Here is a 26258-nt window from a genome sequence, read left to right as displayed (position 1 = left end):
ATGGCAAAAACAAACAAAAAGTATTTTTGGTATGGATTTTTGGCAATGTTACTAGGATCTCTGAATATACCACTAATGAAATACGCCACCGAATCAACCAATCCAGCAACAATTAACGCCCTGAGGTACAGTTTTGGCGCGTTAGTAACGTTTCCATATTTTTTCAAAAATATTCATAAACTAAACAAAAACAACCTTCGATACTCAGTTTTATCGGGCATTGCCATATTCGTATCTTCAGCTTGCCTAGTAATAGCCCTGGATCATAGCACCGCAAATTACGTAGCATTATTAACAATTCTAAGTCCAATTATGCTAGTACTGTTTTCGTTAAAAATGACTAAGGATAAGGTTGATATTAGAAAGATTGCGGGATTTAGCATAGCACTGCTTGGGGCGCTAATAATAATTGCTGGACCATTAATAAAGACAGAAAACGCCTCGCTTGAGTTTTACCCGCTTGCCACATTCTTTATTTTATTAATTGTAATTGCTTACCCGCTATCAGTAATTTTTGCCCGAAAAGCCAACGAAGAGCGCAAAAAACTTCCTTTAACTGCCATCATATTTATCCAAACGATTGTTGTGGCAATTCTATCTTTTATTTGGGGTATATCCACAAGTCAACTTACGTTATCGATCGGTATTACTTCTAGCCCCTCTATCATAATACCGATCGTCTATTCTGGAATTTTTGTAACTGCCATAAGTAGAGTTCTTAACGTTGCTAGTTATGAGAAGACTGGATCAGCCGTAAACGGCATTCTTTACTATTGTGGGGTATTTATAACTCTTCTTATTTCAATTATATTTTTAAAAGAACCTCTTTCTATTATCGCTACGCTAGGTGGTGTTCTGATACTAGTTGGGGTGGTAATCGCAGAATACGGATTGTCTATTAAACATAAGATATACTCTAAAATTCATATCTATCACTAAAAATTAGTAATCAACTTTACCGATTGCTGGATCGCCAATTATTATCTGCTGTCCGGGGTCAATGCCTTGCTTAACTAGTGCGTTAATAATTCCCATCTTTTTTAAGATATCCCTCAAACGCTGTATTCCATGGTAGTCTGAAAAGTCAGTTCGTCTTGCAAAACTCTCAATTTTTTTCCCAGTTACAACATATTCATTTTTTTGTTTTTGAATATGCCACCTGTCTGCTGGTTCTTCGAATGTTAGGATAGGCAGAGTAGATTCTTTTTGTTTGTCGATACGCAGTTTTTCTTTTTTTACAAGTCTTAACACTTCCCTAAGCATCTCCACTAATCCGACTCCACTTAATGATGATATTGTCATTATTTTAGTTCTTGGTGGCGCTATCTTTTTTAATTGTCCGTGAATATCCTTTATGATATCTTCGTCCAGCCCATCAACCTTAGTGATAAGAACAATCTGTGGCTTACTACTTAAGTTGTGTCCATAATTCTTTAGTTCATTTTGAATAGTCTTATAATTTTTTGTAATATCATCACTGTAAGCCTCCACTAAATGTAAAATAACGCTAGTTCTTTCGATGTGACGCAAAAACTCGTCACCCAAACCCTTGCCATCACTAGCACCCTCTATCAATCCAGGTATGTCTGCTACCAAGAAACTTGACTCGCCATCTACGTCAACCACCCCAAGATTCGGTGTTAGGGTTGTAAACGGATAATTTGCTATTTCTGGCTTGGCATGGCTTATTCGTGATAATAATGTTGATTTTCCAGCATTTGGCAATCCAACAAGGCCAACATCAGCGATTAGTTTAAGTTCAAAGGTCAACTCTAGGTCTTCACCTGGTTCGCCCTTTTCTGCAACTCTAGGAACTTGCCGAACAGATGAGGAGAAATGAGCATTACCAAAACCACCCTTACCACCTTTGGCGATTATTACTTTCTGCTCTTCATCAACCAAATCTGCCAGTATTGTTCCGTCGTTTTTTGTGATTACAGTTCCAACAGGTAGTTGAACTACCAAATCTCGACCACTCTTGCCGTGTTTTTTTCTCTCAGACCCAGGATGACCATTTTCTGCAGTAATCTTCTTTTTGAAACGGTAAGTAGCTAGGGTGTCTTGATTTTTACTCCCCACTACCACTACACTACCACCATTTCCTCCGTCTCCACCGTCAGGACCGCCTTTGTCAACGTACTTTTCATGACGAAAACTAACCACACCATTACCGCCATCGCCCGCCTTAACCAATACTTTAACCTTATCTACAAACATAATATTATACTAATTATACAATATCTTTACGTTATTGCTAGTATATAAACCTGTAGTTCCCGAATTCACTAGGTGGAACCGTTCGATAGGTAACCCTACCCCATGTCGGATAGTTCATGTCAGAAACCAACATAGAGCCATCACCGTTAACTGCCTCTACATAGGCAACGTGTCCCAGTCCACCTATGTTGGCATGCCATAAAACAGCACCAGCTTGTGGAGTATTGCCCACCGCCATGCCAGCACCTTGTGCCCTAGAATACCATGTCCGTGCATGCCCTAGGTTAGTAGGAAGTGGGTGTCCAGCTTGTGCTCGACGATTAGCGGCGTGCCAAGTACAATACCCAAAATCATATCCGTTTGCGGCACCATAAACAGCAGTAAATCCAGATGCCCTACCGAATGCTGACGAGGATTGACCACCACTTCGAGCTGATACCGGAGCCGGTTTGCCATCTGGTAAAACTACTTTTTGTCCAGCACCCGGTAAACTACCTGATTCTAAGTCATTAAATGCAACAAACTTTGCCTTATCTACCCTAAACTTACTTACTAACCCATCTATGGTATCACCTGACTGAATAGTATAAACCAGGCCATTAACTGGCGAAATAGTAAGTTTTGTGCCCGCCTGAACATTGTCACCCGTAAGATTATTTGTCCATTTTATTGTGTCAGAAGTTATGCCAAATTTTTGAGCAATACTAGCCACCGTATCACCTTGCTGTACGGTATATTCATGAATATCCGCCCTAGATTTAAGTCCACTTGCGATGATTTGTGGCTGAGCAACCACAATATCATTCGCCGGTGTTACAGTAAGCTGGTCATTCATACTATCCGCCAAGTTAGCCACTGCAGTTTGCTCAGGCAAATCAGTTACACGCGCGACACTTAGCGCAATGTCTGCTGAAGATAATGTGTCTAGAGGGTTGGCAACAGCGTCTGATTTAGTGGTCAATATCGCATTAGATATAGTAGTTCCAGAGGCAGAAGGTTTTTGGAGAACAAAAAACGATACTAGAGCAATTAATAAAACATTAGCAAATAACAAAGAGAATCCTATAGTCTTACGCTTGTTTTTTTTGTTCATCAATCGCTTGTATAGCTTTTGATTCTTGATATCTGATTGCAAACCATTTAAACGTGAGTTTGTGTCGCGTTCAATAGTTTGAGATTGCGTACTAATACTTACTCCTTAGGCTATGGCCTAAACATACAACAGGTTGATTTGTAACGATTCTTGAGAGTTCGACCACTCAAGTTATTGATAATTATCCTGTTGGATGGATGATGATTGTTCTTGTTGCATAACAATTACAAGCATTATCGTGTAACATTTTATCATATTTTGTGCTAGTAATTCAAGCAGTGTGCTCGTATGTATAATTGGCGCAAGTTTAGTTTATTGAACTATTAGTACAGTACTTTTTCAAGGTATAATACAGACTATGTTTCAAAAGTTTGTGCACTGGAATCAAGTTGCTTGCCAGAAATTCGATAATTTATTCGTACCCAAGTCTTGGAGAATAGATGGATTACTAGACTTTACGCACAACGTAGTTCCTGACTTGATTCGAAAAAACAGTCGCGTTTGTGATGTAGGCGCTGGCAAGCGTCCGTTTATCGGAACTGAGATCCCAAAACAATCACAGTATATAATCGGAATAGATATTGATAAGCACGAACTCGAACAAGCTCCACCAAATATTTATGACAAAACTATGGTTGCAGACATTGGAAGTAGTGATACAAAAACAAAAGGAATTAACGCAACTGTGGTTATTTGCGAAGCAGTACTTGAGCATGTAAAAAACAATGCCCAGGCCATCAAAAATATCTCAGAACTTACTGCAAATCAAGGAACAATCGCATTATTTATTCCATCACGATACGCATTATTTGCAATAATCAACAGATGGCTCCCAGAATCGATTAAACGAAAACTCCTTTTTAGTATTTTCCCCGGGACGGAACATGCTCAAGGGTTCCCGGCATATTACAATCAATGTACTCCAGATAAAATAACTCGCCTATTAGAATCTAACAATGTTACAGTTCAAAAAGTTATACCCTATTACCAGTGTACTTACTTTAGTTTTTTCTTACCGGCTCATGTAGCATGGCGTTTTTACCAATTAATTTCATACGGATTATTGCGATCTCAAGCATCAGAAAGTTTTACCATTATTGGTACAAAAAATTACAATGAAAACTAATAGTTTGTAGAGATTGACCAATGATTTACTAGTTTCAGCAGTTTGTTTTGCAGTGTTGCTGAACCAGCGCCTCGTGCTCTTCTAGTGTTTTTGAGAAATAAGTCACCTTATCATCACCCGATACAAAATACAACCAATCAGTCTGTGCAGGATTGGCGACAGCCTTTAATGATGCCTCAGATACATTGCTAATTGGACCAGGAGGTAATCCGGTATTCAAATATGTATTATATGCCGAGTTGTAATTCAGTATTTGCGAGCTAGTCATATTATTAATGTCTTCGCCGTTTAGTACCGCCCCATAGCTAGCTGTAGCGTCAGACTGTAATTTCATGCCCATCTTTATTCTCTTAAGAAAAACCTGCGCCACCTGTGCTCTATCCTCTGGTTTTGAAACCTCTCTTTCAACTATTGAGGCTAAAATGACCGCTTGGTGAGTTGTCAAACCTTGTTGATTAAATGCCTGCCTTAATTCTGGAGTTAACCTCTTTTGCATTTCATCTAACGAAGCATTGATTATCTGTTTTGCTGATGTGTTAGAGGTTCTTTCAAAAGATTCTGGATACAAGTAACCTTCTAGGCTCGCGTTTTTGGGTTTATCCACCAATGCAGGATGGTCAGTGTAATTCGAAGGATTCAAGGCTGACTCTGCATCATCTTTTGAGAATCCAGCATTGATTAACATTGTCTTGACTTGGTCGATTCTCGCACCAGGTAAAATTGTGACTAATTTACTCACTATTTTACCTTTGGTTAGTATTGAGACAATTTCTGGAACTCCATAGCTTGGACTAATCTCATAAGTGCCGGCCTTAATTGCTTCATCGGCGCCATTGTTTCGAACATATTGCTCAAAAACTTGCTTATTTCTAATAAGTTTGCGATCTTTAAGCAGTTTACTAATCTCTGGTAGTGTTGATCCTTCTTCGATTGTAACTTCAACTAAAGACTGTTGAGAACTAACAGGTTTGAGGTTTGTATCGTAGTATTTTCTAGCTACAATTATACCACCTACCAATAATATAGCTCCTGCGACCGCAAGGATAACTATTATTCTTAGCCAACGGTATCGATGTGATTTTCTGTACATTAATCTAGTTCTCCAACAAATAGTCTTCGAGTATTATCGATGCGGCATTTGAATCAATATCATGTTTTGTATAACTTTTACTATTTTTCGATAATCTTTCTTCTGCCTTAACTGAAGTTAGGGCCTCGTCTTGAAATCTAAATGGGATAGCTAGGTCAATCCCGTCCATAAAATCCTTAACATACTTTGTCTGTTGAGTATCTTGTCCTTCTAGCCCCCTTGGAAGCCCAACGACTATCAAACCAGCATTTTCCTTGCTAATTATATCCTCAAGCTTCTCTGGAAAGGTCTCATCATTTATGAGCGTAGTTAACGGCTCTGCAATCTTTGCGATGTTATTTGCCCGTGCGATACCAATTTTACGTTCACCGATATCCAACGCCAGAATTGTTGTACTCACTAATTATTTGCCTCTTCATACTTGATGGTTATCTTATTAGTATCTTTTGGAACAACGTTAACCCAAAATGGACTAAACTCTACTCTGGCATCCTTAACGCCATCAATCTGTTTTACTGCATCTTGTGCATCACCTCGTTTTTTACCGGCAATGTCCTTCTTGACTTGTTCCTCATTTATCTTTGGCCCCATAACCACCTGTGTTTGCATAGTAACTGTCATGTCACCATTGCTTTGGCGGGTCCCAACCCTGAACACAGCCTGGTCAACTCCATCTTCTTGAATTTGCATACTTTTACTATTTAGTTCATCTTGAACGCTATGCTCTACAAGCGCCTTTAGGTCATCATTTTTCACTCCGAGCATCGTATAAGTTCTTTCGGCTGTTACTGTCACTTCTGACGCTTCTTGGCCAACCTCAGGACTCACGGTAACCTTATCAGACTTGGTGGTAAAGGTATCAACCAATGCATAATAGCCAGATGACTCGAGTTGTTTTTTTAAGTTTTCTTTGACTTCTTGAGAGTTATCCGTTAATTTTTGTTTGGCTGAATCTACATCCTGCTGACTGACAACTTTGGCTACTTTTGATGACCCTCCAGTAAAGGCTGATGAATTTGAACCAGTAACAGAAGAGAATCCTGCAACTGTAAATGTCTTTCCGCTATCAATGTTATATTGCTCACCATTTGCTTGAGCAGTCACCACTACCGTAGAAACAAACTTACAGCCTCCACTAAAACTAGGTGTGGTTAGAGATGTTGAGCTGTTTGTAATATAGGTTAGGCTACCTGTACTTACGCCGGTACCAGCTGGAATAGTTGGAGGTAAACCAGAAACTGAACCACAAGATATCGATAAAGCAACGCTACCCGTTGCCTTTGCGCCTAGATCTTTTTGGCCGGTTGCCGGCGCCTTTTGGGTATCATTTTTGGACTCTTCTACTTCTTTTGCGGATAAAATTGCTTTATCTATATCGCTAGCTTGAGCTGAAGGTGAGGCTGTAAAATCTATAGAACTATTTGTTGTTGATGTTTCGGTAACAATAGTTAGGGTAGCCTTGGGGGCAATAAAGAATGCAAAATATGCTAAGGCTAACAATCCGCAAACAACTATCGCACCAATTATCACCCTTTTTCTAAATGAGTCAAAATTTGGAACTTTGTTTTTTTTGTCTTTTTTAGATTTTTTTGAAGTACTTGACTTGTTTTTAGATTTTTTTGACTCAGACGACTCTAGAGGAGATTCCGACTCAAAAACGGCTTCCTCGTCACCCGACAACTCACCAACCGTCTTTGATTGATCGATGACTTCTGGCTGAACATCTTCTGATTCAAGCAGTTCATCATCACTGGTTGGTCCTTCTGGTGCTGGTGGTATTTCTGGCTTAGATTGCAGGTTCTTTGCAACATAAACACCGACTGCACCAGCTAATGGCACCACACCTTGTTCAGAAGTAATCAAAACAATCCTCTTGCCAGCATCGTCAGACGCTCGTTTTAGTAACTTCATGTTTACAATACTCTGCAACACAACAGCTCTTTTTGGCAAAACAAGAGCCACGATTTTTGATTTACTGTTGGCAACCTTGTCAACAATAGAAGTTATCTCTTCGTCTACGTCAATATATATCGTATCTTTTTGATTTGCAGAACTCATCGTCAATTATTATACCTTAAGCATCCTATCAATTCTTGCTTTAATTGAATCTTGATCATTATTTCCTTGCTGAAGTGAGTCAATGCCAACTCTTACTAAACCCAATGCAGTAATATAGGTATGATCATTGACCTTGCCGGTACTATCTGTAATACCAACTACCTGATCAGGATTGATATGCTGAATAATTGGCTGTTTGGTGAAAGGTAGGTCTTTATACCACTTGGTTTTGCTGAGCCGTGCTGGAATCAACGATAAAGATGAACCACCACCACAAAGCAATACACGTTGAGGTAGATTGTCCACGTTATCAAATTCACTTAGTGCCAGCTCAACTCCGTGAGTCCAGACTCCAAGTGTTTTTACGAGCGCTTGTTGAACTTCTTTGGCCTTATCTCCAGAAGTTTGGTGTGTTGTTAGGCCTGTTTTTAATTCCTCAGCCTCCCCAAACTCTACACCAAGTTCACGCTCGACAGACCTCGTAAAGGCCCGACCGCCAATTCCAAACATCTTTGTTCCTTGAACTCCTCCGTCGTTTATTACAGCAATGTCTGTTGTGCCACCACCCACATCCATCAAGATGGCACTTTTATTGGAGCCGGTATCATCACCAATCACCGACCTAGCAACTGCAAAAGGTTCAGCGGCAACCGCCAGCAAATCAAGATCTAATTCTTGTGCTGTTCGTTCAAGTGCGCCAATGTGGACTAACGGAGCAAATGCGGTATATAACTGAACTACGACATCCCTACCTTGAAATCCAACAGGATTAGTTACTTTATAGCCATCAATTTCTATACTCACCAGAGCGCTATTTACTAAACGGATATCCACTTGCTTGCCACCTAATTCCCAGGCCAAACTATCGCGAGCTTTTTGCTCGGCACGTTCTTGAACTTTTTTTATTATTCGTTCAACTTCATCTATTGTTAGCTCTCTACTTGACTGATTTCGTCTATATCTGACAGTCGTGGTTGTCCCCTTTACTAGCTCACCAGCAATACCAATAACAACAGTCCTGGCGCTTAGCCCTGCTTGCTGTTCTGCTTGAGCAAGTGCCGTATCGCAATTGCCAACAACAGCAGATATATCTGCAATTGCCCCGGCCTGCATATCACCAAGTTGTTGATGTGCTCTTCCCATGCCAATTATCTCAGCTTGATTGTTTTCTACCTTAGCTATAAGAGCCTTTACATACTCTGTACCTATATCAAGCCCAACAACATAACGTTCTGGTTTACGTTTAGGCACGTTTTTATTAGACTTTGGTATTTTGGGAACCTTTATCTTCTTGAACTTATCAAGCATAAGTATAACCAGTATAACACTGTCCTGTCGTACTCTAAAACAACTTTTCCCTTAAGAGATAATTTCTCCGGTAATCATACCCTGTAGATCCTGGAGAGTTTTATCCTCATTAAAACGAATTGCAATATTACCAATATATGGTGCTTCTGCTTCCACTAGAAAACCCGCATCCCTAATAGCTTCTGTTGTACGCTCTATGGTATCTGTGGTTTCAGGAAAAACAACTATCTCACATGAGCTATTATTTTTGCCAACATAAATAGTACCTAAATGCATTATGTTCAGACCTACTACTTATCTTTTTTTATTAACATCTTTTGTTCATTATACACTCTATTTCGACAATAATACACGATCGTTCATTTTTTCAAGTTAGGGTATCAATTTTAAGGCTTCGTGTTTATGCTAAAATAAACAAATGGATCTACAACAACATCAAGAAGACATTAATAGCCGAACTCCTGAACCTCAACAACCGATGCCAACACCAGATACCCCTGGCTTAATACAAGAGGCGCAAACCTCAAATAAACATTCAAATAAAAAGCTGATAATTGCGATTGTGGTTGCTGTTGTGATGACAATAATTTTAGGTTCTATTGTTTTAATTGCCCTGATTATTGCTTCGAATCAAGTATCCCATATCGGGGGTAGTAAAGAATCGCCCCACTCCAGTGAGGTATCCTCAACAAAAATAACAAAGGTTAATCAAGGAGTTACAACTGTTGAGGTTACCCATCCTTCGACATGGACGGTTCTAGAAAAACCCAACGAATTTAATCTCCCTGATACCACCATAACTTCACCTAAAGGCAACAATTTATCAATTAAGGGCAATCTTGGTTATGGTGGTGATTGTACTCCGGATAATTATACTTTTACTTTAACTCAGAAAATCGCAACCTCTACGCCAGGACTATATTTTTCGGAATACACAACAACGGCACCTGATTATCCGGAATCCGGTATTGGAATAGATACTACCGACTTTAATATTGAAAACAAAGATGTTGGTTCAAGTGGTACGGATGTTTGTTCAAGCAAAATCGGGTACTATACTATGGTTGGCAAGTTAGGTGACTCAGAAAACGAACTTGATGTATCTATAATAAGCAAAAAAGCGAATCAGAGAGTTACTAGATATTCTGACATAAGTGATGACCCCGAATTTATCTCGATGATCAAATCTCTCAAAGTTACCGTAAATGAATAGTTGCTACTGGAGCACAGCTTTGATACGACGTACGCCAGCCGATGAAGACTCTTCTTTAGTAATCTTAAATCGCTTGTTTCCCTCGAACAATTGCAAGGTATGATCAACATGTGGGCCACCACAAATCTCAAAACTAAATGGCTTTTCTGCGCCGTCGGCAATCATTTTATAGACCTTCACCGTATCGCCATAACGATCACCAAACTGACCCAGAGCTCCCAGTTTGCCCGTCGCTTCGGCTGTTGGATACTCTGCCCAGGATACTTTTAAGTCTTTGGCTATCTGGTCATTGACAATTTGCTCCACAGCGTCCAACTGTTCTCTGGTTACCTTTTCTGGGTGACTAAAGTCGAATCGTAGACGCTCTTCGGTGATGTTGCTACCCCTCTGAATAACGTGGTCGCCGAGCACATCTCGCAGTGCTTGATACATCAGGTGCGTAGCGGTGTGGTACTTCTTATGTTGCAAAGTCTGACCACCTAAGCCACCCCTGAAAGTCCCCTTTGAAGCAGTCTGTGAACGTTCACGTTGTTCTTTCATTAGTTTATCAAACACTTCTCGCCAATTATCCGAAACACGAATGTCTTGTTTGAACGCTTCTTCTACACTAAGTTCTACTGGGAAGCCGTAAGTGTCATATAGGGTAAATATTTCTTTGCCGGTCAATCCACCTTCAGTCAGCTTATCAAATTCTCGAATGCCCTTGCGCAAAGTCTGACGAAACGCCTTTTCTTCGCGCACCAGTACATCAACAACTTCTTGTCGTTTCTCGGCCACTTCTGGATAGTCATCCTGGTATAAACTTGTTATAACTGGCACAATTTCTTGCAAAAAATTCTGCTCAATCCCCAGCTCAAAGGCAAAACGAACCGCTCTGCGCACCAAGCGTCGCATCACATAACCCTGCTCTTTGTTGCTAGGCTTTACACCATCAACCGCCAAGAATGTCGATGCGCGCAAATGATCGGCAATCACTCGCATGCTTGCGGTATGGCTCTCGTATGTCTTGCCACTAATTTCTTGTAACTTTTCGATGATTGGCCACATTATGCTTATCTTAAAAACATCTGGACTATCAATAGCTGCAGCTCCGATTCGCTCTAGTCCACCGCCAAAGTCGACATTTGGCTTAGCAAGTGGTTCAAACCCAACTTCTGTACGACGATACTGCATAAACACCTGATTGCCTATTTCCATAAACCGGCCAGAATCACTCGCAGGATGAGCCAATCCATACCCATCTGCATGATTTTGCTCACCAAAATCATAAAACACTTCACTGTCCGGACCGCATGGGTCACCGATCGGCGTCTTCGCCAAACCGCCACCACGACTCCACCAGTTTTCTCCATCATCGTAGAAAAAGATGCGCTCGCCTGGTTTAATGCCACGCTTGTCACCATCCGCCTGACTGCCAATTTCGACAATCTGTGCCTTTACGCCCTTGCCCTGAAAAAGCTCCTGCCAGATCTTTGCCGCTTCATCGTCCCTTGGGATTCCATCTTTTTCGCTACCAATAAAGCAAGTTACATATATCTTGGTAGGATCCAGGCCAACAACGTCAACCAAAAACTCAAAGAACCAACGAATTTGTTGCTCCTTGAAGTAATCACCCAAGCTCCAGTTGCCAAGCATTTCAAAAAAGGTGGTATGACGATTATCGCCAACATCATCGATGTCTTGAGCTCGCAGACAAGTCTGACTATTAACTAACCTAGTACCGCTCTGGTGAGATTCTCCCAATAGATATGGTATGAGTGGTTGCATTCCGCTACCAGTAAAAAGGGTGGTTGGGTCATTATACGGAACCAATAGCGCCCTAGGGATCTGAGCATGTTCACGATTTTTGAAAAATTCTAAATAAGCTTTTCGGATTTGTTGTGCATTCATAACCTGCCTATTATACCAGTAAACAGAGGCTATCTACTTCAGTTTTTCTTGGATATCTTCGGCAATATTCTGAACACCATCAGCAACGCCACTAACTGCCTGACCTGCACCTGAAGCAACATCTTTTGCAACATCACCAGCCCCACTAGCCACACTGCCCGCTACATCACCAACTGTGTTAGCAACATCGCCAACACCACCAGCTACTTTACCGGCAACATCTCCAGTTGTGCTTGCGACATCCCCAACAACTCCTGCCGTAGTCGAGCCAACATTCTTTGCCGTATCAACAACACCACCAGCAACATCTTTTGCTACATTACCAGCATTGTTTGCTATGTTCTTTCCGCTATCGATAGCATCACCCGCTACGTCTTGTGCCTGACCAACAACCGTATCAGCTGTATTTTTTGCTCCACCGAATAAGCCTTTTATTGAATCTATGATACCCATTTTCCCTCCAGAAATATTTACTTAATGAGTCTATGATATACTACTCTCAAAATAAATACTACATTAGCATTAATATATTATTCCACCACCCAGAACGATACCATCCTGATAAATTACTGCTGACTGTCCAGGAGTTACGGCACGAACTTCCTTATTTAAGGCCACCGAGAGTGAATTATTCGAACTATCATAATCTATTAATCCAGAGACTAGTGGTGCGCGATGACGAGTGCGAACCAATACATTAAGCTTGTCTGGGATACCGTTGATCCAGTGAACATTCGTTAACTTTAGCTTATCTTTCCATAGACGTCGATCGTTTAAGTCGGTAGTAACATAAACCTCATTCTTGTTCATATCTTTACCAACAACATAATAGGGTAGCCCGCCTCCGATATCTAATCCATGCCTCTGGCCTATGGTGTAATAAATCGCCCCATCATGTTCACCAACAATCTTACCTTCCTCATTGATTATATTACCTCTCTCAGATTTTACATACTGACCGAGAAATTCCTTAATGCCAACTTTACCAACAAAACAAATCCCCATACTTTCCTTTTTTTTAGCGGTTACTAATTTATGATTCTTAGCCAATTGCCTAACTTCATTTTTTGTAAGGTCACCTAATGGAAAGATGGTTTTTTGTAATGCGTCGGTGTTAACTCTGTATAGAAAATATGTCTGGTCTTTATTATCATCCTTTGCGATCATCAACTTGCCATTTTCAGTTTTTGCGTAGTGCCCGGTTGCAATCATGTCTGCGCCATCGGCTAGCGCAGTTTCTAGGAAAAGCTTAAACTTAACTTCTTGGTTGCACATAATGTCTGGGTTTGGTGTCCTACCAGCCTGGTATTCCGCTATCATATAATCGACAACCTTTTGTTTATACTGAGACTCGAAGTCGAATACCTTGAAATCTATACCAAGTTGCACTGCGATTCGCTTGGCGTCTTGAAAATCTTCCTTCCATGGACATTCAAAGCCTGGTAGATTTTTTGTCCAATTTTTCATATATACACCAACGACATTAAACCCCTGCTCTTTCAAAAGCATAGCCGATACGCTCGAGTCTACTCCACCACTCAAGCCAACATATACGGTAGTGTTGTTCTGATTCACGAATTATATTATAACAGAGGTGGTATTATCTATGAATAGTTCGCTCTTGAGTCTGATTTCTGAGTTTGTTTTGGGTGATTAGATAATTCTCGAATCAACAAATTATCATTTGACGTAAATCTATTATTCAAACTAAAATCGTAGCTTTTATGTTTTATTCTGATAATTGCTCCTCCAGAGAGTCTATTTTGCGTTGACCTTACCAATAAAGTCTGAGCATGTATATTTTGCCTAAACCATTTTGTAATACCGTCTAGTATCTTCGAGTTTGAACCAGATGGCAAAATTACACCTATCTCAGGAGCGTATTTATAAACTGCTCGTAAAAATCTAGCCATTTCAATCCTTTGTCCATGATTTAAGACATTTCTTTTGTTTGCTTCGGCAAACTTATCTAAATCATCGGTAGTTTTAGGCAGAGATAATTTACTGCCTGGTTGTCGATTACCTGCTTTATATAAAAAGTCTTCTATCTGAAGTAGCTCGGACAACAATCGATGAACTTCTGATTTTGACACAATAAAACTTGGCAATACTAATAGCTTTGGAGGCTGGTCATTAGACACGCCGAATGTCCTCCATAATATTTGCTTTTTGGGCATTTAAGCCATCCACGATTAATGCAACTTGTTGTTCTGTGGTCATTATGTCGCCAACAGCAGTTACAACATATTTCTTTACAATTTCAGAGATTTGAGTATCTAATTCTTTGATTCGCCTTTCCTTTTCGGAATTTATTTGACTGTTTAATTCTGCCTGGCTTTTTGCAACCGAATCAGATAACATTTGCCTGGTCTGTGAAACTGCTTCATGATGTTTGGCTAATTCTTGCTGGAGAGTCGCAAATATCTCACGCTTCATAAAATCTTCGAGTTGTGAAGCGCTCATTCTAATATCTTGTTGCAAAAACATAGCATTTTCGTGTATCAACTTTTCAAATTGTTGACGAGCACGTTGTCGTAACTCTTCACGAAAATCATCTGTAAAGGCTTGATTCACAGCCAAATTTACAGCTTCGGTAGCGTTAGTACGATGCGTTCCTGTGTTAGGCTGGTTAATTGAACTTAGTTTTATGGCGGTCCAAACAAAGGCAACCATGGTTGCAAGTAAAGTTCCGATAATCAGTAATAACTGCCAAAGTTCCACCCTGTATCAATCCACCTGTTTACGTATATCTATATAATAATGCTTGTTATGCTTGTTGGCAACTATCTTTCAGTGCTGATATGGCAAAATCTATATCATTTTTTGTTGTTGCACGACCCATAGTAAACCGCAGACTGCTTCGCGCTAGCTCATCACTTAAGCCAATTGCCTTTAGAACATGTGATGGTTCGTCTTTACTTGCACTACAGGCTGATCCAACCGCACACATAACCCCACGCTCATCGAGTTCCATCATTGCACGCTCGTTGTCAATGCCCGGAATAGTAACATGAATATTATTTGGAAGCCGTAATTTTTTACTACCATTAACGTGTAAATTTGGTAGAATTTCATCGAGCTTTCTGTAGAAATAATGTTGTAGCTCAGCCATTCTGCGAGACTCCTGGCTACGCATCTCAGTGGTAATTTTTAGTGCCGTAGCTAAGCCAACTATTCCTGGTACATTTTCTGTACCACTCCTCAAACCTCTTTCTTGACCACCCCCCTGTATTTGACCGATTATTTTAACTCCCGTCTTGATAAACAAAAAACCAGTCTGTTTAGGGCCATAAATCTTTCCACCATTAACGCTCATCAGGTCAATACCCAATCTACTAACATGGATATCTAGATAGTTTGTAGCTTGCGCAGAATCAGTATGTAAATAAAGAGGTAGCTCATTGTTGTTTTTACGGCGCTTAACCTTAATTTCTGCTATTAATTCGGCTATCAATTTTATGGGCTGAACAACGCCTATCTCATTATTAGCCTGCATTATGCTAACCAGAACCGTATCATCAGTAATAGCTGACCTTAGCGATTCTGGGTCAACAATACCAGATTCATCAACCGTTACTAAACTGTGTTTATATTTTTTAGCTGGCTCAATAACAGAATCGTGTTCTATTGAACTTACTACCAAGTTTTTGCCTGGAAAGCACTCCATCACACCACTGATAGCCAAATTATTCGCTTCTGTTGCTCCTGTAGTAAAAACTATCTCACTCTGTTTGGAACCGATAACTTTAGCAACATCTTCACGAGCTTGATTAATATCACGCCTAACATCCTTTGCAACTAAATATTGTGCCGAAGGATTATAAAACTTATCGGCTAAATATGGTTGCATTGCTTGTACTACTCGCTCATCAACTGGAGTAGTGGATGCGTAATCTAAATAAACAGTCACTTCTCTAATATACCGTAATTTTCTATGCGAAGGTGTAGATTTCTTGTCGAATCTTTTGGTAGTACAATCGTGCAGCGTTCAATAAACGCAAGGATTCTTGATCGCTTACTGGCTGATAATGGTTTCCGTTTTGTGATTTCAGTACACCTGTCGGCCGAATATCATATCTGGTTGTCATAACGTTACGGCTACCGTTTTTATCGGTCCACTCCTCATGCCAAACCCAAGTATGCTCATCTAAGCAAAAGAATTCTCGCCTACGACCTTCTGGTACTGGTCCGAAGACTGTTCCGCCAATGCTTGCCTCATGACGCATTAGGCCTCTATAAAGCTTTGCTTCACGAATAGGTTGTTTATTGGTAGAAATAGCATTTGAAATGGTATTTACTAAATTTCTAAGCGGCATCGGCAAATCCTCTTAACGCTTCATCAACTAGCCTACGCGCCCTATCTTCATCGGCTACACCATTTTCACTTGCTGACACTTCAGAAATATCTTGCTTTTTATCAAGTATGCTTGCAGGTTCAGCATAAGGACCGTCTACTTTAGGCGCTTGTTCTGGTTTAGTAATCGGCGTTTCCCTTAGTAAGGATGCTTGTTCAAGTGACGAAAGGGCATTTTCAATACGGCTCAGTGCTCTTTGAACTTGAGCAATCCGTTCCATCATTGGCCCAGGAATATTTTCACCGATAGTTGGCTGTAACTCATGCTTGTTATCTATATTCATCATAACTTAAATAGCTCTATGGCGTTGTGTGTAGAGTAATCTGCTAGACTCTTTAGATCTTCTTGGCGTAATTTCGCCAAAAACTGAGCCGTACTCACAACATGCACAGGCTGACAGATTGTACCACGAAATGGAACAGGGGTCAAGTAGGGAGAGTCAGTTTCAAGCAATAATTTATCTTTTGGTACTAATTTTGCTGATTCTAGCTGTTTATTATCTTTTGTAAATGTCATTATTCCGTTAAGGCCGATATATAGCCCCCTAGACAAACATTCTTCTAACACCTCAGGATCTGCTGTAAAACTATGAATTACTCCTCTTATCCCTTTATATTCATCAATTATCTCAAAAAAATCACTAAATGCTTCACGAACATGAAAGATGAAGGGTAAGTTCTTCTCTAACCCAAGCTCTACCTGGTAGCGCAACATTGAATTTTGATCTTCCTTTGATGAGTGTTGATAATAGTAGTCTAGACCAATTTCACCTATCGCCACAACCTTCTGCTCTCTTGATAAATTCCTTAGTTCTTGTAGTGATTTTGGGTTTTCGGTATAAAATTTTGCCTCGTGCGGATGAACACCAACACTTGCCCATATACTTTTATGCCTTGAAGCAAATTCTACACCCAGCTTACTATCATGCAATGTGCAACCTACGGCCAACATTCTGGTCACACCCTGATCAATTGCTGTTGTGACAACCTCATCAGCATCAAGTCCATAATCCGGAAAATGCACATGACAATGTGTATCAACAAACTCCATCTGTTTCTTTTCTCACCCCATCCCCACTATCACTGTTGTGCCTTCTCCTGGTTGGCTGGTGATGGTTAGGTTGGCGTTGTATTGTTCGGTAATTACTTTGCATAGGTAGAGGTCTAGTCCTAGTCCGGTATCAGTGAAGTGTTCTAGGCTATGGGCTGAGTTGAATGGGGTAAAGATATTGTTTAGTTGTTCTGGGGGTATGCCTTTGCCATGATCGGTAATAGTTATTTGGATAGGTAGGTTGGTATTGTTAGGGTTAGTGGTTACTGTGTTAGGTTTATTTATCTGGCTAGATTTGTTAGCTTTGTGGATAGATTGGGATAGTTCTATATTAGAGCCAGCAGTACTAGCTGAGATGGCGTTCTTGAGTGGAGCTGACAGTAGATGGGTTAGGGCATTAGCTTCTATGTTGACGTTTTGGTTGGGTTTGATGTTGTTGGTAGTTATAGTGATGTTCTGTTGGTCAGCTAGGGATCTGAGGTTAGTTAGGGTAGTAGATATAGTACTGCTTAGGTTGGTGTGGTATTGCAGTCCTGGGACATGCTTAGATAGGTTGCTGAGTTTTTCTAGTTGGGAGACTATGTCTTTTAGTTCATTGAGGCCTTGGTTGAAGTTACGGACTTTAGGATACTTAGCTAGGTCTTGGCTGACACCTTCTAGGATTATGATGTCATCGTTGAGCTTGTTGTAGGCATCAGCTATGAAGTTAGCTTGGCGAGCATTGAACTCTTGTTCTATTTCTTGTTCGGTTAGTAGAGCTTGTCTTTGGGACTGGAAGGAACGGTAGAAGTAGTAGCTGACACCTAAAGCTATAACACCAACGAAGCCTAGGATAAGTTGAGAAGCAATAGTAATAGCTGTAGGGGTATAGCGTTCAGCTTGAATGAAGATGATGTTGAGTAGTACTACTAAGGTAGAGATAACTACTACTGGGAGCCAGAAGAAAGGATGGGTTAGGAAGCTAAGTCCTTTTCTTTGTTCTAGGTTTCTGATGTTAGCTTGTTGTCTTCCGGTGAGGGATTGTCCTTCATCTAGTAGTTCATTGGCATGGTTAGTGAGACTCTTGATGGCTGACTTGGAGGCTACGATAGAGGCTTCTGGGATAGTTAGAGTGGTAGCTGTAGTGGCTAGGGTTGAGGTGAACACGGAAGCTGAACCAGACTGAGAGCTAGAGTTAGTATTAATAGGTATACTAATGCTATTAGGGGAGCTAGGAGTAGAACTGATGGAGCTGGTGGTACTAGCCTGATTGCTAGAGCTGTTTACGGAAGCTGAACTAGTCTGGGAGCTAGAGTTAGGGGTGTAGGTAGTGCCTGGATTACTGGTAGAGCTAGTAGTGTTACTTGGAGGAGTAGCGCTGGTATTAGTAGGAGGGTTGGTATTAGAGCCTGTAGAGTTATTGTTAGTACTTGAGTTATTGTTTGTGGTGTTGGTACTTGCTGTTGTGGTATTAGCAGTTGTGGTTGAAGTAGTACCCATAGCTAGTAGTTCTATGGTTCCTTGGATCTTAGTGATCGGTGTATTGATGTAGTGGGAGGTAATACGTAGGAAGGTAGCTCTAGCCGATAGTAGAGATTTGAAGCGAGTGATGAGAGCTTGGAGAGCTTGTCTTCTTTTGTTTTCTAGATAGCTAGAGTAGCCATAGAGGGCTGAGAGAGCTAGTAGAAGTATGAGTAGGCTGTATGGAATGGCTTTAGCTACGGGTTTAGGTATATTGTTAGCAGTATAGTTCACTAGAGATTGCATGAAGGAGCCTTTGACTACTTTAGATAGGGGAGCTGGTAGTGCCGTAGACTGAGGGTTGGAGTAGTACTGATTGTTGGATGAAGATGGAGGGGTGTCTGATTCTGTGGGAGTGGTGGGAGTTGAGGGAGTAGGTGGTTTGGTGGTACTAGGAGTCTTTGGAGGATTGGTTGGGGTTGTAGGGGTGGTTGGGGTTGTGGGAGTTGTAGGGGTGGTTGGAGGATTGCCGTTACCTGGGTTTTCTGGAGGGTTGGATGGATTACAGTTGGTTGAGCCTACAAAGTCTGGATAGTTAGTGCAGTTAGTTTTCCATATAGTAGAGAAGTTCCATTGATTCAATGGGGGATTGGTAGAATTGTTCTTGAAGTAGTTAGGTTGAGAACCATCGGTGTTGATGGGGTGACAGTCGGAATCTATAGTAGGTAAAAAGCTAGCTGTGTTCATGTCAATTGGCAGTCCAATACATTTATTAACTCCGGATTTAGTTTGGTCGTAATAGACATTAATCGTATTAGGCAACGGCCCAGTAGGATTACCAGTCATTGCCATTGAAACAAGGCTACGAATTGGTATGTTAGACTGCAAAGATCCAGCGAAAAAGGAATTATTAATAACCACGTCTGGCATGACATACATACCTACTAAAGCACTACTTGCAGAAAAATCAGATGGCCATGGCGAGCCAAACGACTCAGGAAGAATATTATTTGTCTCGATAATGTCAGTAGCACTGTATGAGTTATTTATATTAACATTCGTGTACATCCAACCTGCGATTCCAGCAGTAATTACTGGACCCCCGTTTGTAGCGATACTCCCTAATGAATAACTATCATTTATATTGCTGTAGTAACCTAGAGCCACTAATGGAGCAACAGCAGATCCATCGTCATAGTTCATGCCACTATTAATATCAACAGTAATACTAATGTTGGTAAACGACTCTCTAATAGAGCTATTAACTAAAAGTCCCGCTACACCTCCAACAAATAGATCAGCTCCTGTGTTTGAGCCATACCTACCCCATGAGTTCTGCTTTACTCCCGTATTTGAGTAGCGTGTTATGGAATTTCGCATTATATCAGAAACAACAATATCACCAGATGTATTAACTAAAATTCCATATGGTGCAAATACTTCTGTTTCTGTTCCAATATCAGAAATGTATGTGCCAGAATTTGTGAATTTGCGTATCTTTAGGTTACCACTATCAGTAATGTATATATCTCCTAGATTATCTATAGATAGACTTACTGGGGTATTGAATGATTCGTCTGCAAATGTATCGGTATTAAATTTCTGCAAAAAATTACCATTCGTATCGAATTTTTGAACACGATGATTATTAGATTCTAACGTATAGATGTTTCCGGTGCTATCTAAGACTAGTTTCGACAAATCATAGAACTGCCCATCTCCGGATCCTGATGATCCGAATTGGGAAATATAACTACCATTCGTATCGAACTTTTGAACACGACTGTTAACTCTGTCTGCAACTAAAATATTATTCATGGAGTCGACTGCAATATCGTTAAGTTCATAGAACTGCCCATCTCCGGATCCTGATGATCCGAATTGGGATTGAAAAATACCATTATTATCATATTTTCTTACGAATCTATTAGTCTGATCTGTTATATAGATAAATCCGCTGCTGTCTATAGCTATACTACTAGGTGTATAGGTAGCTGAGTTATCCTGAGCTTTAAACTGCATAATGTAATTACCGTTTGAGTCAAATTTCTGAACTCGCTTGTTTCCAACATCCAAAATATATACATTACCGCTGTTATCATTTGTGATATCTAGTGGCTGATCAAATCGTCCATCTAGAGTATATCCAGACAAGTTTACCGATCCTGTAACGGATGATTTTGTTATTTGTGTCGAGGAATCCGCTGTCCCAACTATACCTCCTAATTTGCCTACTGATTCTCCTGTGGCTTGCAAATTCTTGACCTCTACATTCGATATTGTCGACGATAGGGCATATGTCACCACTACACCCCCTGTGGGTAGAGTTATAGTGAAAGCCTCTTTGGCTCCGATTTTCCTATTGAAGTTATTCAAGGTGACATTACTGATTGATGCGCCATTTATTTGCGCAAACATACCTCCAACCGTCAAGTACTCAGTATCTTGATATATGTTATTTATCGTATGGCCTTGTCCGTCGAAATCACCACTAAATACCATAGCCAAAAAGCCTGATGGAATATTTGCTTCTGGGTCTATTCCCTCCCAGTACCAGTTTGATGTCTCTGTACAATCTATATCGTTATCTAGTAAGTATCTTCCGTAGGGATCTCCTGTAACATAGGTAATGGGATTTACATACAAACTCTGCAACTCCTGACAATCTGTAATATGATAGGTTTGTTGAGCTAAGGTAGATATTGTTAGGGTGTCTGACCAATCGCTTTCGTCGTTTGATGAGTCTACAGCTTTTACTCTAATGTCGTAGGAGGTTGATGCTTCTAGGCCAGTTATTTCTAGAAATGAGCCAGAGATGGTGTTGTTAGTGTATTCTGTCCAGGTAGAAGAACTTGTTAGCTTGTACTCTAGTTTGTAGTGATTTGCTCCTGTTACGTCATCCCAGTCTACTTCTATTGATTTAGTATGAGGAGTGCCTACTAGATTTTGAGGGGGTTGGATAGAACAATCCTTCCCTGCATCGTTTATTGTCCAGGTATAGTTATCTATAATACTTTGTCTTTGGGTTTCTGAGTTACAGTATTTGCTGGTACCAGCATCAAAGACAACACTACTCTCTAAGTTCTGTGCCGACCAAGATATTAGAGTGGCGTCGTAGTTGGCGGTGGAGAGACCAGATGGGTTGGGTACGTAAGATTGTTCGTCAACGGGGTAGCCAAGAATAATTGACATCTGACCCCAGAAAGCGTCTTTGGTTGGTTGATCCCATTGATCATAAGGTAAGCCATAGCCCTGTTCATGGTCAGACCGAGCTGAAGCAACATAATCTCCAAACATACCAAACATACTAGCCACGTTACTTACATCCCAACTATTCAGTGGCTGATTAAAGTCTGTAGCACTAGAAAACATACCGTCCATTACTGAAACATTGCTAACATTCCAGTTTGCTAATGACTGGTTGAATAAACCTGTATTACTAAACATACCCGTCATATCCATAACATTACTTACATCCCAACTATTCAGTGGCTGATCAAAAACCACTGCATTTGCGAACATAGCTGACATATCAGTTACGTTACTGACATCCCAGCTGTCAAGTGGCTGATTGAAGGAGTCTGTATTTGCAAACATCGCTGTCATATCGGTTACATTACTTACATCCCAGCTGTCAAGTGGCTGATTGAAGGAGTCTGTATTTGCAAACATAACATTCATATACATAACATTACTGGTATCCCAGCTATAAAGTGGTTGATTAAATGAAGAAGCACCTGCAAATGTAGCTTTCATGATAGTTACGTTACTGACATCCCAGCTATTCAGTGGCTGATTAAAGCTAGTAGCTAGAGAGAAGGTGTCATCCATATTTGTTACATTACTAACATCCCAATTATTTATGTTGGTGTTGAATCCCGTTGCTCTACTGAACATACCTCTTATGCTCGTAACTTGACTTAAATCAGGGATATCTGTTGCGGTAAAAACAGTAATATTAATAGCGCTATTAAACATGTCACTCATATCCAGCCATTCAATATCACCCCACTGCTTGACATCAATAATCTTTGCTTGATCATTGTTATCGACATTGCCGTACCAATGAGGGAAAGTCCCAGTAATAGCAATATCATATTCACCGGGTGAACCATATGTGCAAGTTACATCATCTGTCTGATTGGTATATTCAGGCGTGCCATCATTGTTACAATCTACATCGTAGTTAAGTGTATTACCATCAGCTAAGATTAGAAACTGATTGTTGCTAGTATAGCCGGGGTTATCAGTCTTAACCCGTATGATGAATGGGCGTTGTGGTGGTCCACAATACTTTCCACCATCGTTAATTGTCCATGAAAAGTTAGTGATGATACTCTGACGCTGAGCCTCGCTAGTACAGTACTTACTGGTGCCAGCGTCAAAGACAACACTACTCTCTAGGTTCTGTGCTGACCAAGATATTAGGGTGGCGTCGTAGTTGGCGGTAGAGAGACCTGAGGGGTCTGGGGTATAGGAAGATTCATCAATGGCGTAGCCAAAAATTGATGACATCATATTCCAAAAATTATCTTTAGTTGGCTGATCCCACTGTTCATAAGATAGGCTATATATTTGTTCAAAAAATGCCTTCCTTGTTTCAATGAAATCGCCGAATAAGCCTTTCAGGCTTAACGTATCACTCACATCCCAATCAGCTAAAGACTGGTCGAATGAAGTGGCATTTATGAAAAGTGCATCTATATTTGCACCACTACTTATACTCCAATTATTAAGTGGTTGATTGAAGGAAGTAGCATAGCCAAACATGCCCTGAAGATTAGTGACACTGCCTACATCCCAGCTATTTAATGGTTGATTAAATAATGTCGCATCAAAAAACATTAGCATCATATTGTTGGTATTACTAACATCCCAGCCATTCAGGGGTTGATTAAAGGAAGTGGCGTGCTGAAACATTCTACTCATATTCACTACACTACTAACATCCCAGCTATTTAATGTCTGATTGAAAGCAATGGCATCCTGGAACATACTTTCCATAGTTGTAACATTACTAACATCCCAGCTATTCAATGGCTGGTTGAAGGATATGGCACCAAAAAACATAAATCGTGCATCCAATAGACTACCTACATTCCAGCTGTCCAATGACTGGTTAAATGATATTGCATCAAGAAATATGGAGTGCAGATCATAAACGTTACCCACATTCCAACTATTTAGCGGTTGGTTAAATGATGTAGCACCACTAAATAATCCAGCCATATTTTCAACATTACTAACATCCCAGCTATTAATATTTGAATTGAACGATGCCGCACCATTAAACATCCAACTCATGTCAGTTACGCTAGATAAGCCCGGGGCGTCTGTTGCCGACATAGTCATATTCGAAGCTTCATAAAACATATATGCCATATCTTGCCAATCTATATCACCCCATTGCTTAACATCGATAATCTTTAATTGTTCAAGCCCCATACCTCCATTCCAATAAGGGAATATTCCAGATATAGCAACATCATATTGGCCAGTTGAGCCATAAGTACAGGTTACATCACCTGTTTGGTTAGTATATTCAGGCGTACCATCGTTATTGCAGTCAACATTGTAATTGTAGATATAGTTACTATCGGTTGGAATAAGGAATTGATTATTACTAGTAGTGCCTGGATTATCGGTCTTAACCTGAATGATAAATGGACGTGGGGGTGATCCGCAATCCTTGCCAGCATCATTAATTGTCCATGAAAAATTAGTGATGATACTCTGACGCTGAGCCTCAGAATTACAATATTTACTGGTGCCGGCATCAAAAGTTACATTATTTTGTAGAGCTTGAGAGCTCCAAGAGGCTAAAGTTGCATCATAATTTGTTACCGATAAACCTAACGCAGAGGCAAACATCTGTGACATATCGGTGACATTACTAACATTCCAGTTGGCTAATGAATGATCGAAGCTTGCCGATAAAAAAAACATACTTGTCATGTTTGTCACATTACTAACGTTCCAACTATTTAGAGGCTGATTATAGGTCGCTGTATTTGTAAACATATAGCTCATGTCTGTTACATTATTAACGTTCCAACTATTTAGAGGCTGATTGAACGAACCTGCATTTGCAAAAAGCCTTGTCATATTTGTAACATTACTAGTATTCCAACTACTTAGAGGCTGATTAAACGAGGTTGCGCTCAGTAACAAACGCTCCATGTTTGTTACATTGCCGACGTTCCAGTTGCCCAAAGGCTGATTGAACGAACTTGCATTTGCAAACATATAGCCCATATTCGTCACATTACCGACATCCCAGCTCCCTAAAGGTTGATTAAATTTGTTAGCGTTTAAGAAAGTATTGTACATATCTGTTACATGACTAACATCCCAATGATTAATATTGGAATTGAAGTTCCATGCAAAATTAAACATTGACCCCATGTTATTTACGTTACTCATATCTGGCGCATCAATAGCAGAAATTTGTATATTTTCGGCACTAGCAAATGTCTGATACATAGATGTCCATTGGTTTGTACCCCATTGTTTGACGTCAACTATCTTCTTCTCTCCCCACACGTTAAATTGTGGAAATGAACCCGTTATCTTAACCGTGTATGTTCCATCTACTGCATAAGTATGTGACGAATCAGTAACCTGCCCAACACTAGTATTGCCATCACCCCAATCAACACTATAGTTATAGCCTCCCCCCATTGTCTGAAAAGTTATCGAACTTGTATCATCTGGCTTCGTCGTATCCCAGGTTGTTACAAACTCATTCGGCGCCCATGTAACGTCGTAGGTTACGCTATTGTCGGTGCTGGTACTAGCTTGATTAGTGCCAGAGGCTCCGTTTTGGGCAGTGACGAGTTCTTGAGCGATGGTAGGCTGGATAGTGCCAGCTGATGTCGCTTGGATTCTGACTTCATAGGTGGTTTTGTTGAAGGTTCCAGCTTCGGTAATGGATTGGATTTGTTGTCCTGGTGCGGTACCACCTAGAGTAATGTCTGTGTTGGTGAAAGTGCTACTGTCTATGGCTTCATTGAATACTACAGTGAATACTGATGTATAAGAAGGATTAGGGTCTGTTGTACCTGTTTTTTGATTGATGGTTACTGTGAGGGTTCCGGGATCTGCTTTACTGAGTGTGCCTATATAAGCTAGTACTGGTATGGTAAGTATGATGAGAAATAGATAGAAGGAAGCCCAGAAAGGTAGTGGTAGTTTGGATAGTAGGGCTTTGGGGTTTAGTTTCATATTAATGAATGATTTGGTATTTATCTAAATTAGTTGTTACTTTAGGTATTACTAATTTGTTGGTTGTTGAGATAGGGTGTTTTGTGACTTAGATCTTAGACTTGTGGTCGTATAGCTTATTGATACTTAGCCTATACTATGTGACTAATACTACCCTTACTTAGGTAGAATAGGTAAATACAGGATTTGATATA

At 40.3% G+C, this 26258-nt stretch carries 20 protein-coding genes; 3 read left to right on the top strand and 17 right to left on the bottom strand.

The genetic code is table 11. From position 1 onward, the window contains the following. Positions 1–939 (top strand): EamA family transporter, encoded by a 939-nt coding sequence (locus H6793_03215; GenBank protein ID USN95317.1) that lies wholly within the window; start codon positions 1–3, stop codon positions 937–939. Positions 940–942: 3 nt separating this feature from the next. Here H6793_03215 and obgE read toward each other — a convergent pair whose 3' ends face one another. Both obgE and H6793_03205 read right to left on the bottom strand, forming a co-directional pair. Then, on the bottom strand, positions 943–2217 hold the full coding sequence (gene obgE, locus H6793_03210; GenBank protein ID USN95316.1) for a GTPase ObgE: 1275 nt from the start codon (positions 2215–2217) through the stop codon (positions 943–945). Positions 2218–2254: 37 nt separating this feature from the next. Then, on the bottom strand, positions 2255–3310 hold the full coding sequence (locus H6793_03205; protein ID USN95315.1) for a LysM peptidoglycan-binding domain-containing protein: 1056 nt from the start codon (positions 3308–3310) through the stop codon (positions 2255–2257). Positions 3311–3668: 358 nt separating this feature from the next. On the opposite strand from H6793_03205, the gene H6793_03200 reads away from it, so the two are divergent. Beyond that, on the top strand, positions 3669–4436 hold the full coding sequence (locus H6793_03200) for a methyltransferase domain-containing protein (GenBank protein ID USN95314.1): 768 nt from the start codon (positions 3669–3671) through the stop codon (positions 4434–4436). A 34-nt stretch (positions 4437–4470) separates the two neighbouring features. Here the strand turns inward: H6793_03200 and mltG are convergent, their stop codons facing one another. From mltG to H6793_03175, 5 genes are read right to left on the bottom strand one after another with little or no spacing between them, the layout of a single operon-like run. After that, positions 4471–5526, bottom strand: a complete 1056-nt coding sequence (gene mltG / locus H6793_03195; protein ID USN95313.1) for an endolytic transglycosylase MltG — start codon at positions 5524–5526, stop codon at positions 4471–4473. Positions 5527–5530: 4 nt separating this feature from the next. Further along, positions 5531–5926 carry a Holliday junction resolvase RuvX gene (gene ruvX / locus H6793_03190; protein USN95312.1) on the bottom strand — a complete coding sequence of 132 codons (396 nt, stop codon included), beginning with the start codon at positions 5924–5926 and terminating at the stop codon, positions 5531–5533. Beyond that, positions 5926–7584, bottom strand: coding sequence for a hypothetical protein (locus H6793_03185; protein USN95311.1), 1659 nt, complete (start codon positions 7582–7584; stop codon positions 5926–5928). Before H6793_03185 ends, ruvX begins: the two co-directional genes overlap by 1 nt. A 9-nt stretch (positions 7585–7593) precedes the next feature. After that, positions 7594–8892 carry an ethanolamine ammonia-lyase reactivating factor EutA gene (locus H6793_03180; protein USN95310.1) on the bottom strand — a complete coding sequence of 433 codons (1299 nt, stop codon included), beginning with the start codon at positions 8890–8892 and terminating at the stop codon, positions 7594–7596. Positions 8893–8943: 51 nt separating this feature from the next. Continuing rightward, a complete protein-coding gene (locus tag H6793_03175) occupies positions 8944–9168 on the bottom strand; it encodes a hypothetical protein (protein USN95309.1) in 225 nt (74 codons plus the stop codon). Between the two features lie 142 nt (positions 9169–9310). Here H6793_03175 and H6793_03170 point away from each other — a divergent pair, with 142 nt between their 5' ends. Further along, complete coding sequence (locus tag H6793_03170) at positions 9311–10105, top strand: hypothetical protein (protein USN95308.1); 795 nt, start codon at positions 9311–9313, stop codon at positions 10103–10105. Positions 10106–10108: 3 nt separating this feature from the next. On the opposite strand, the gene H6793_03165 is transcribed toward H6793_03170, so the two are convergent. The 10 genes from H6793_03165 to H6793_03120 all read right to left on the bottom strand — a co-directional run bounded on the left by H6793_03165 (position 10109) and on the right by H6793_03120 (position 26064). After that, complete coding sequence (locus H6793_03165; protein USN95307.1) at positions 10109–11995, bottom strand: alanine--tRNA ligase; 1887 nt, start codon at positions 11993–11995, stop codon at positions 10109–10111. A 33-nt stretch (positions 11996–12028) separates the two neighbouring features. Then, positions 12029–12448, bottom strand: coding sequence for a hypothetical protein (locus H6793_03160; protein ID USN95306.1), 420 nt, complete (start codon positions 12446–12448; stop codon positions 12029–12031). Positions 12449–12517: 69 nt separating this feature from the next. Continuing rightward, entirely contained in the window at positions 12518–13570 is a 1053-nt protein-coding gene (gene mnmA, locus H6793_03155; GenBank protein USN95305.1) for a tRNA 2-thiouridine(34) synthase MnmA, read from the bottom strand. A gap of 29 nt (positions 13571–13599) precedes the next feature. Then, positions 13600–14136 carry a hypothetical protein gene (locus tag H6793_03150; protein USN95304.1) on the bottom strand — a complete coding sequence of 179 codons (537 nt, stop codon included), beginning with the start codon at positions 14134–14136 and terminating at the stop codon, positions 13600–13602. Further along, positions 14129–14716: a hypothetical protein gene (locus tag H6793_03145; protein USN95303.1), complete on the bottom strand. Its 588-nt coding sequence runs from the start codon at positions 14714–14716 to the stop codon at positions 14129–14131. The genes H6793_03150 and H6793_03145 overlap by 8 nt, the downstream gene beginning before the upstream one ends. Positions 14717–14762: 46 nt before the next feature. Beyond that, positions 14763–15905, bottom strand: coding sequence for a cysteine desulfurase (locus H6793_03140; protein ID USN95302.1), 1143 nt, complete (start codon positions 15903–15905; stop codon positions 14763–14765). Between the two features lie 22 nt (positions 15906–15927). Further along, positions 15928–16311, bottom strand: coding sequence for a hypothetical protein (locus H6793_03135; GenBank protein USN95301.1), 384 nt, complete (start codon positions 16309–16311; stop codon positions 15928–15930). Beyond that, positions 16301–16636, bottom strand: coding sequence for a hypothetical protein (locus H6793_03130; protein USN95300.1), 336 nt, complete (start codon positions 16634–16636; stop codon positions 16301–16303). The genes H6793_03135 and H6793_03130 overlap by 11 nt, the downstream gene beginning before the upstream one ends. Then, positions 16633–17400 (bottom strand): TatD family hydrolase, encoded by a 768-nt coding sequence (locus H6793_03125; GenBank protein ID USN95299.1) that lies wholly within the window; start codon positions 17398–17400, stop codon positions 16633–16635. The genes H6793_03130 and H6793_03125 overlap by 4 nt, the downstream gene beginning before the upstream one ends. 12 nt (positions 17401–17412) lie before the next feature. Further along, entirely contained in the window at positions 17413–26064 is an 8652-nt protein-coding gene (locus H6793_03120; GenBank protein USN95298.1) for a BspA family leucine-rich repeat surface protein, read from the bottom strand. Between the last annotated feature and the right edge of the window lie 194 nt (positions 26065–26258).

The organism is Candidatus Nomurabacteria bacterium, from assembly GCA_023898625.1.
Classification (GTDB): domain Bacteria; phylum Patescibacteriota; class Saccharimonadia; order Saccharimonadales; family JAGQNJ01; genus HK-STAS-PATE-36.
The sequence above is the reverse complement of the archived record's forward strand: the minus strand, read 5'-3'. Positions and strand labels throughout refer to the sequence as shown.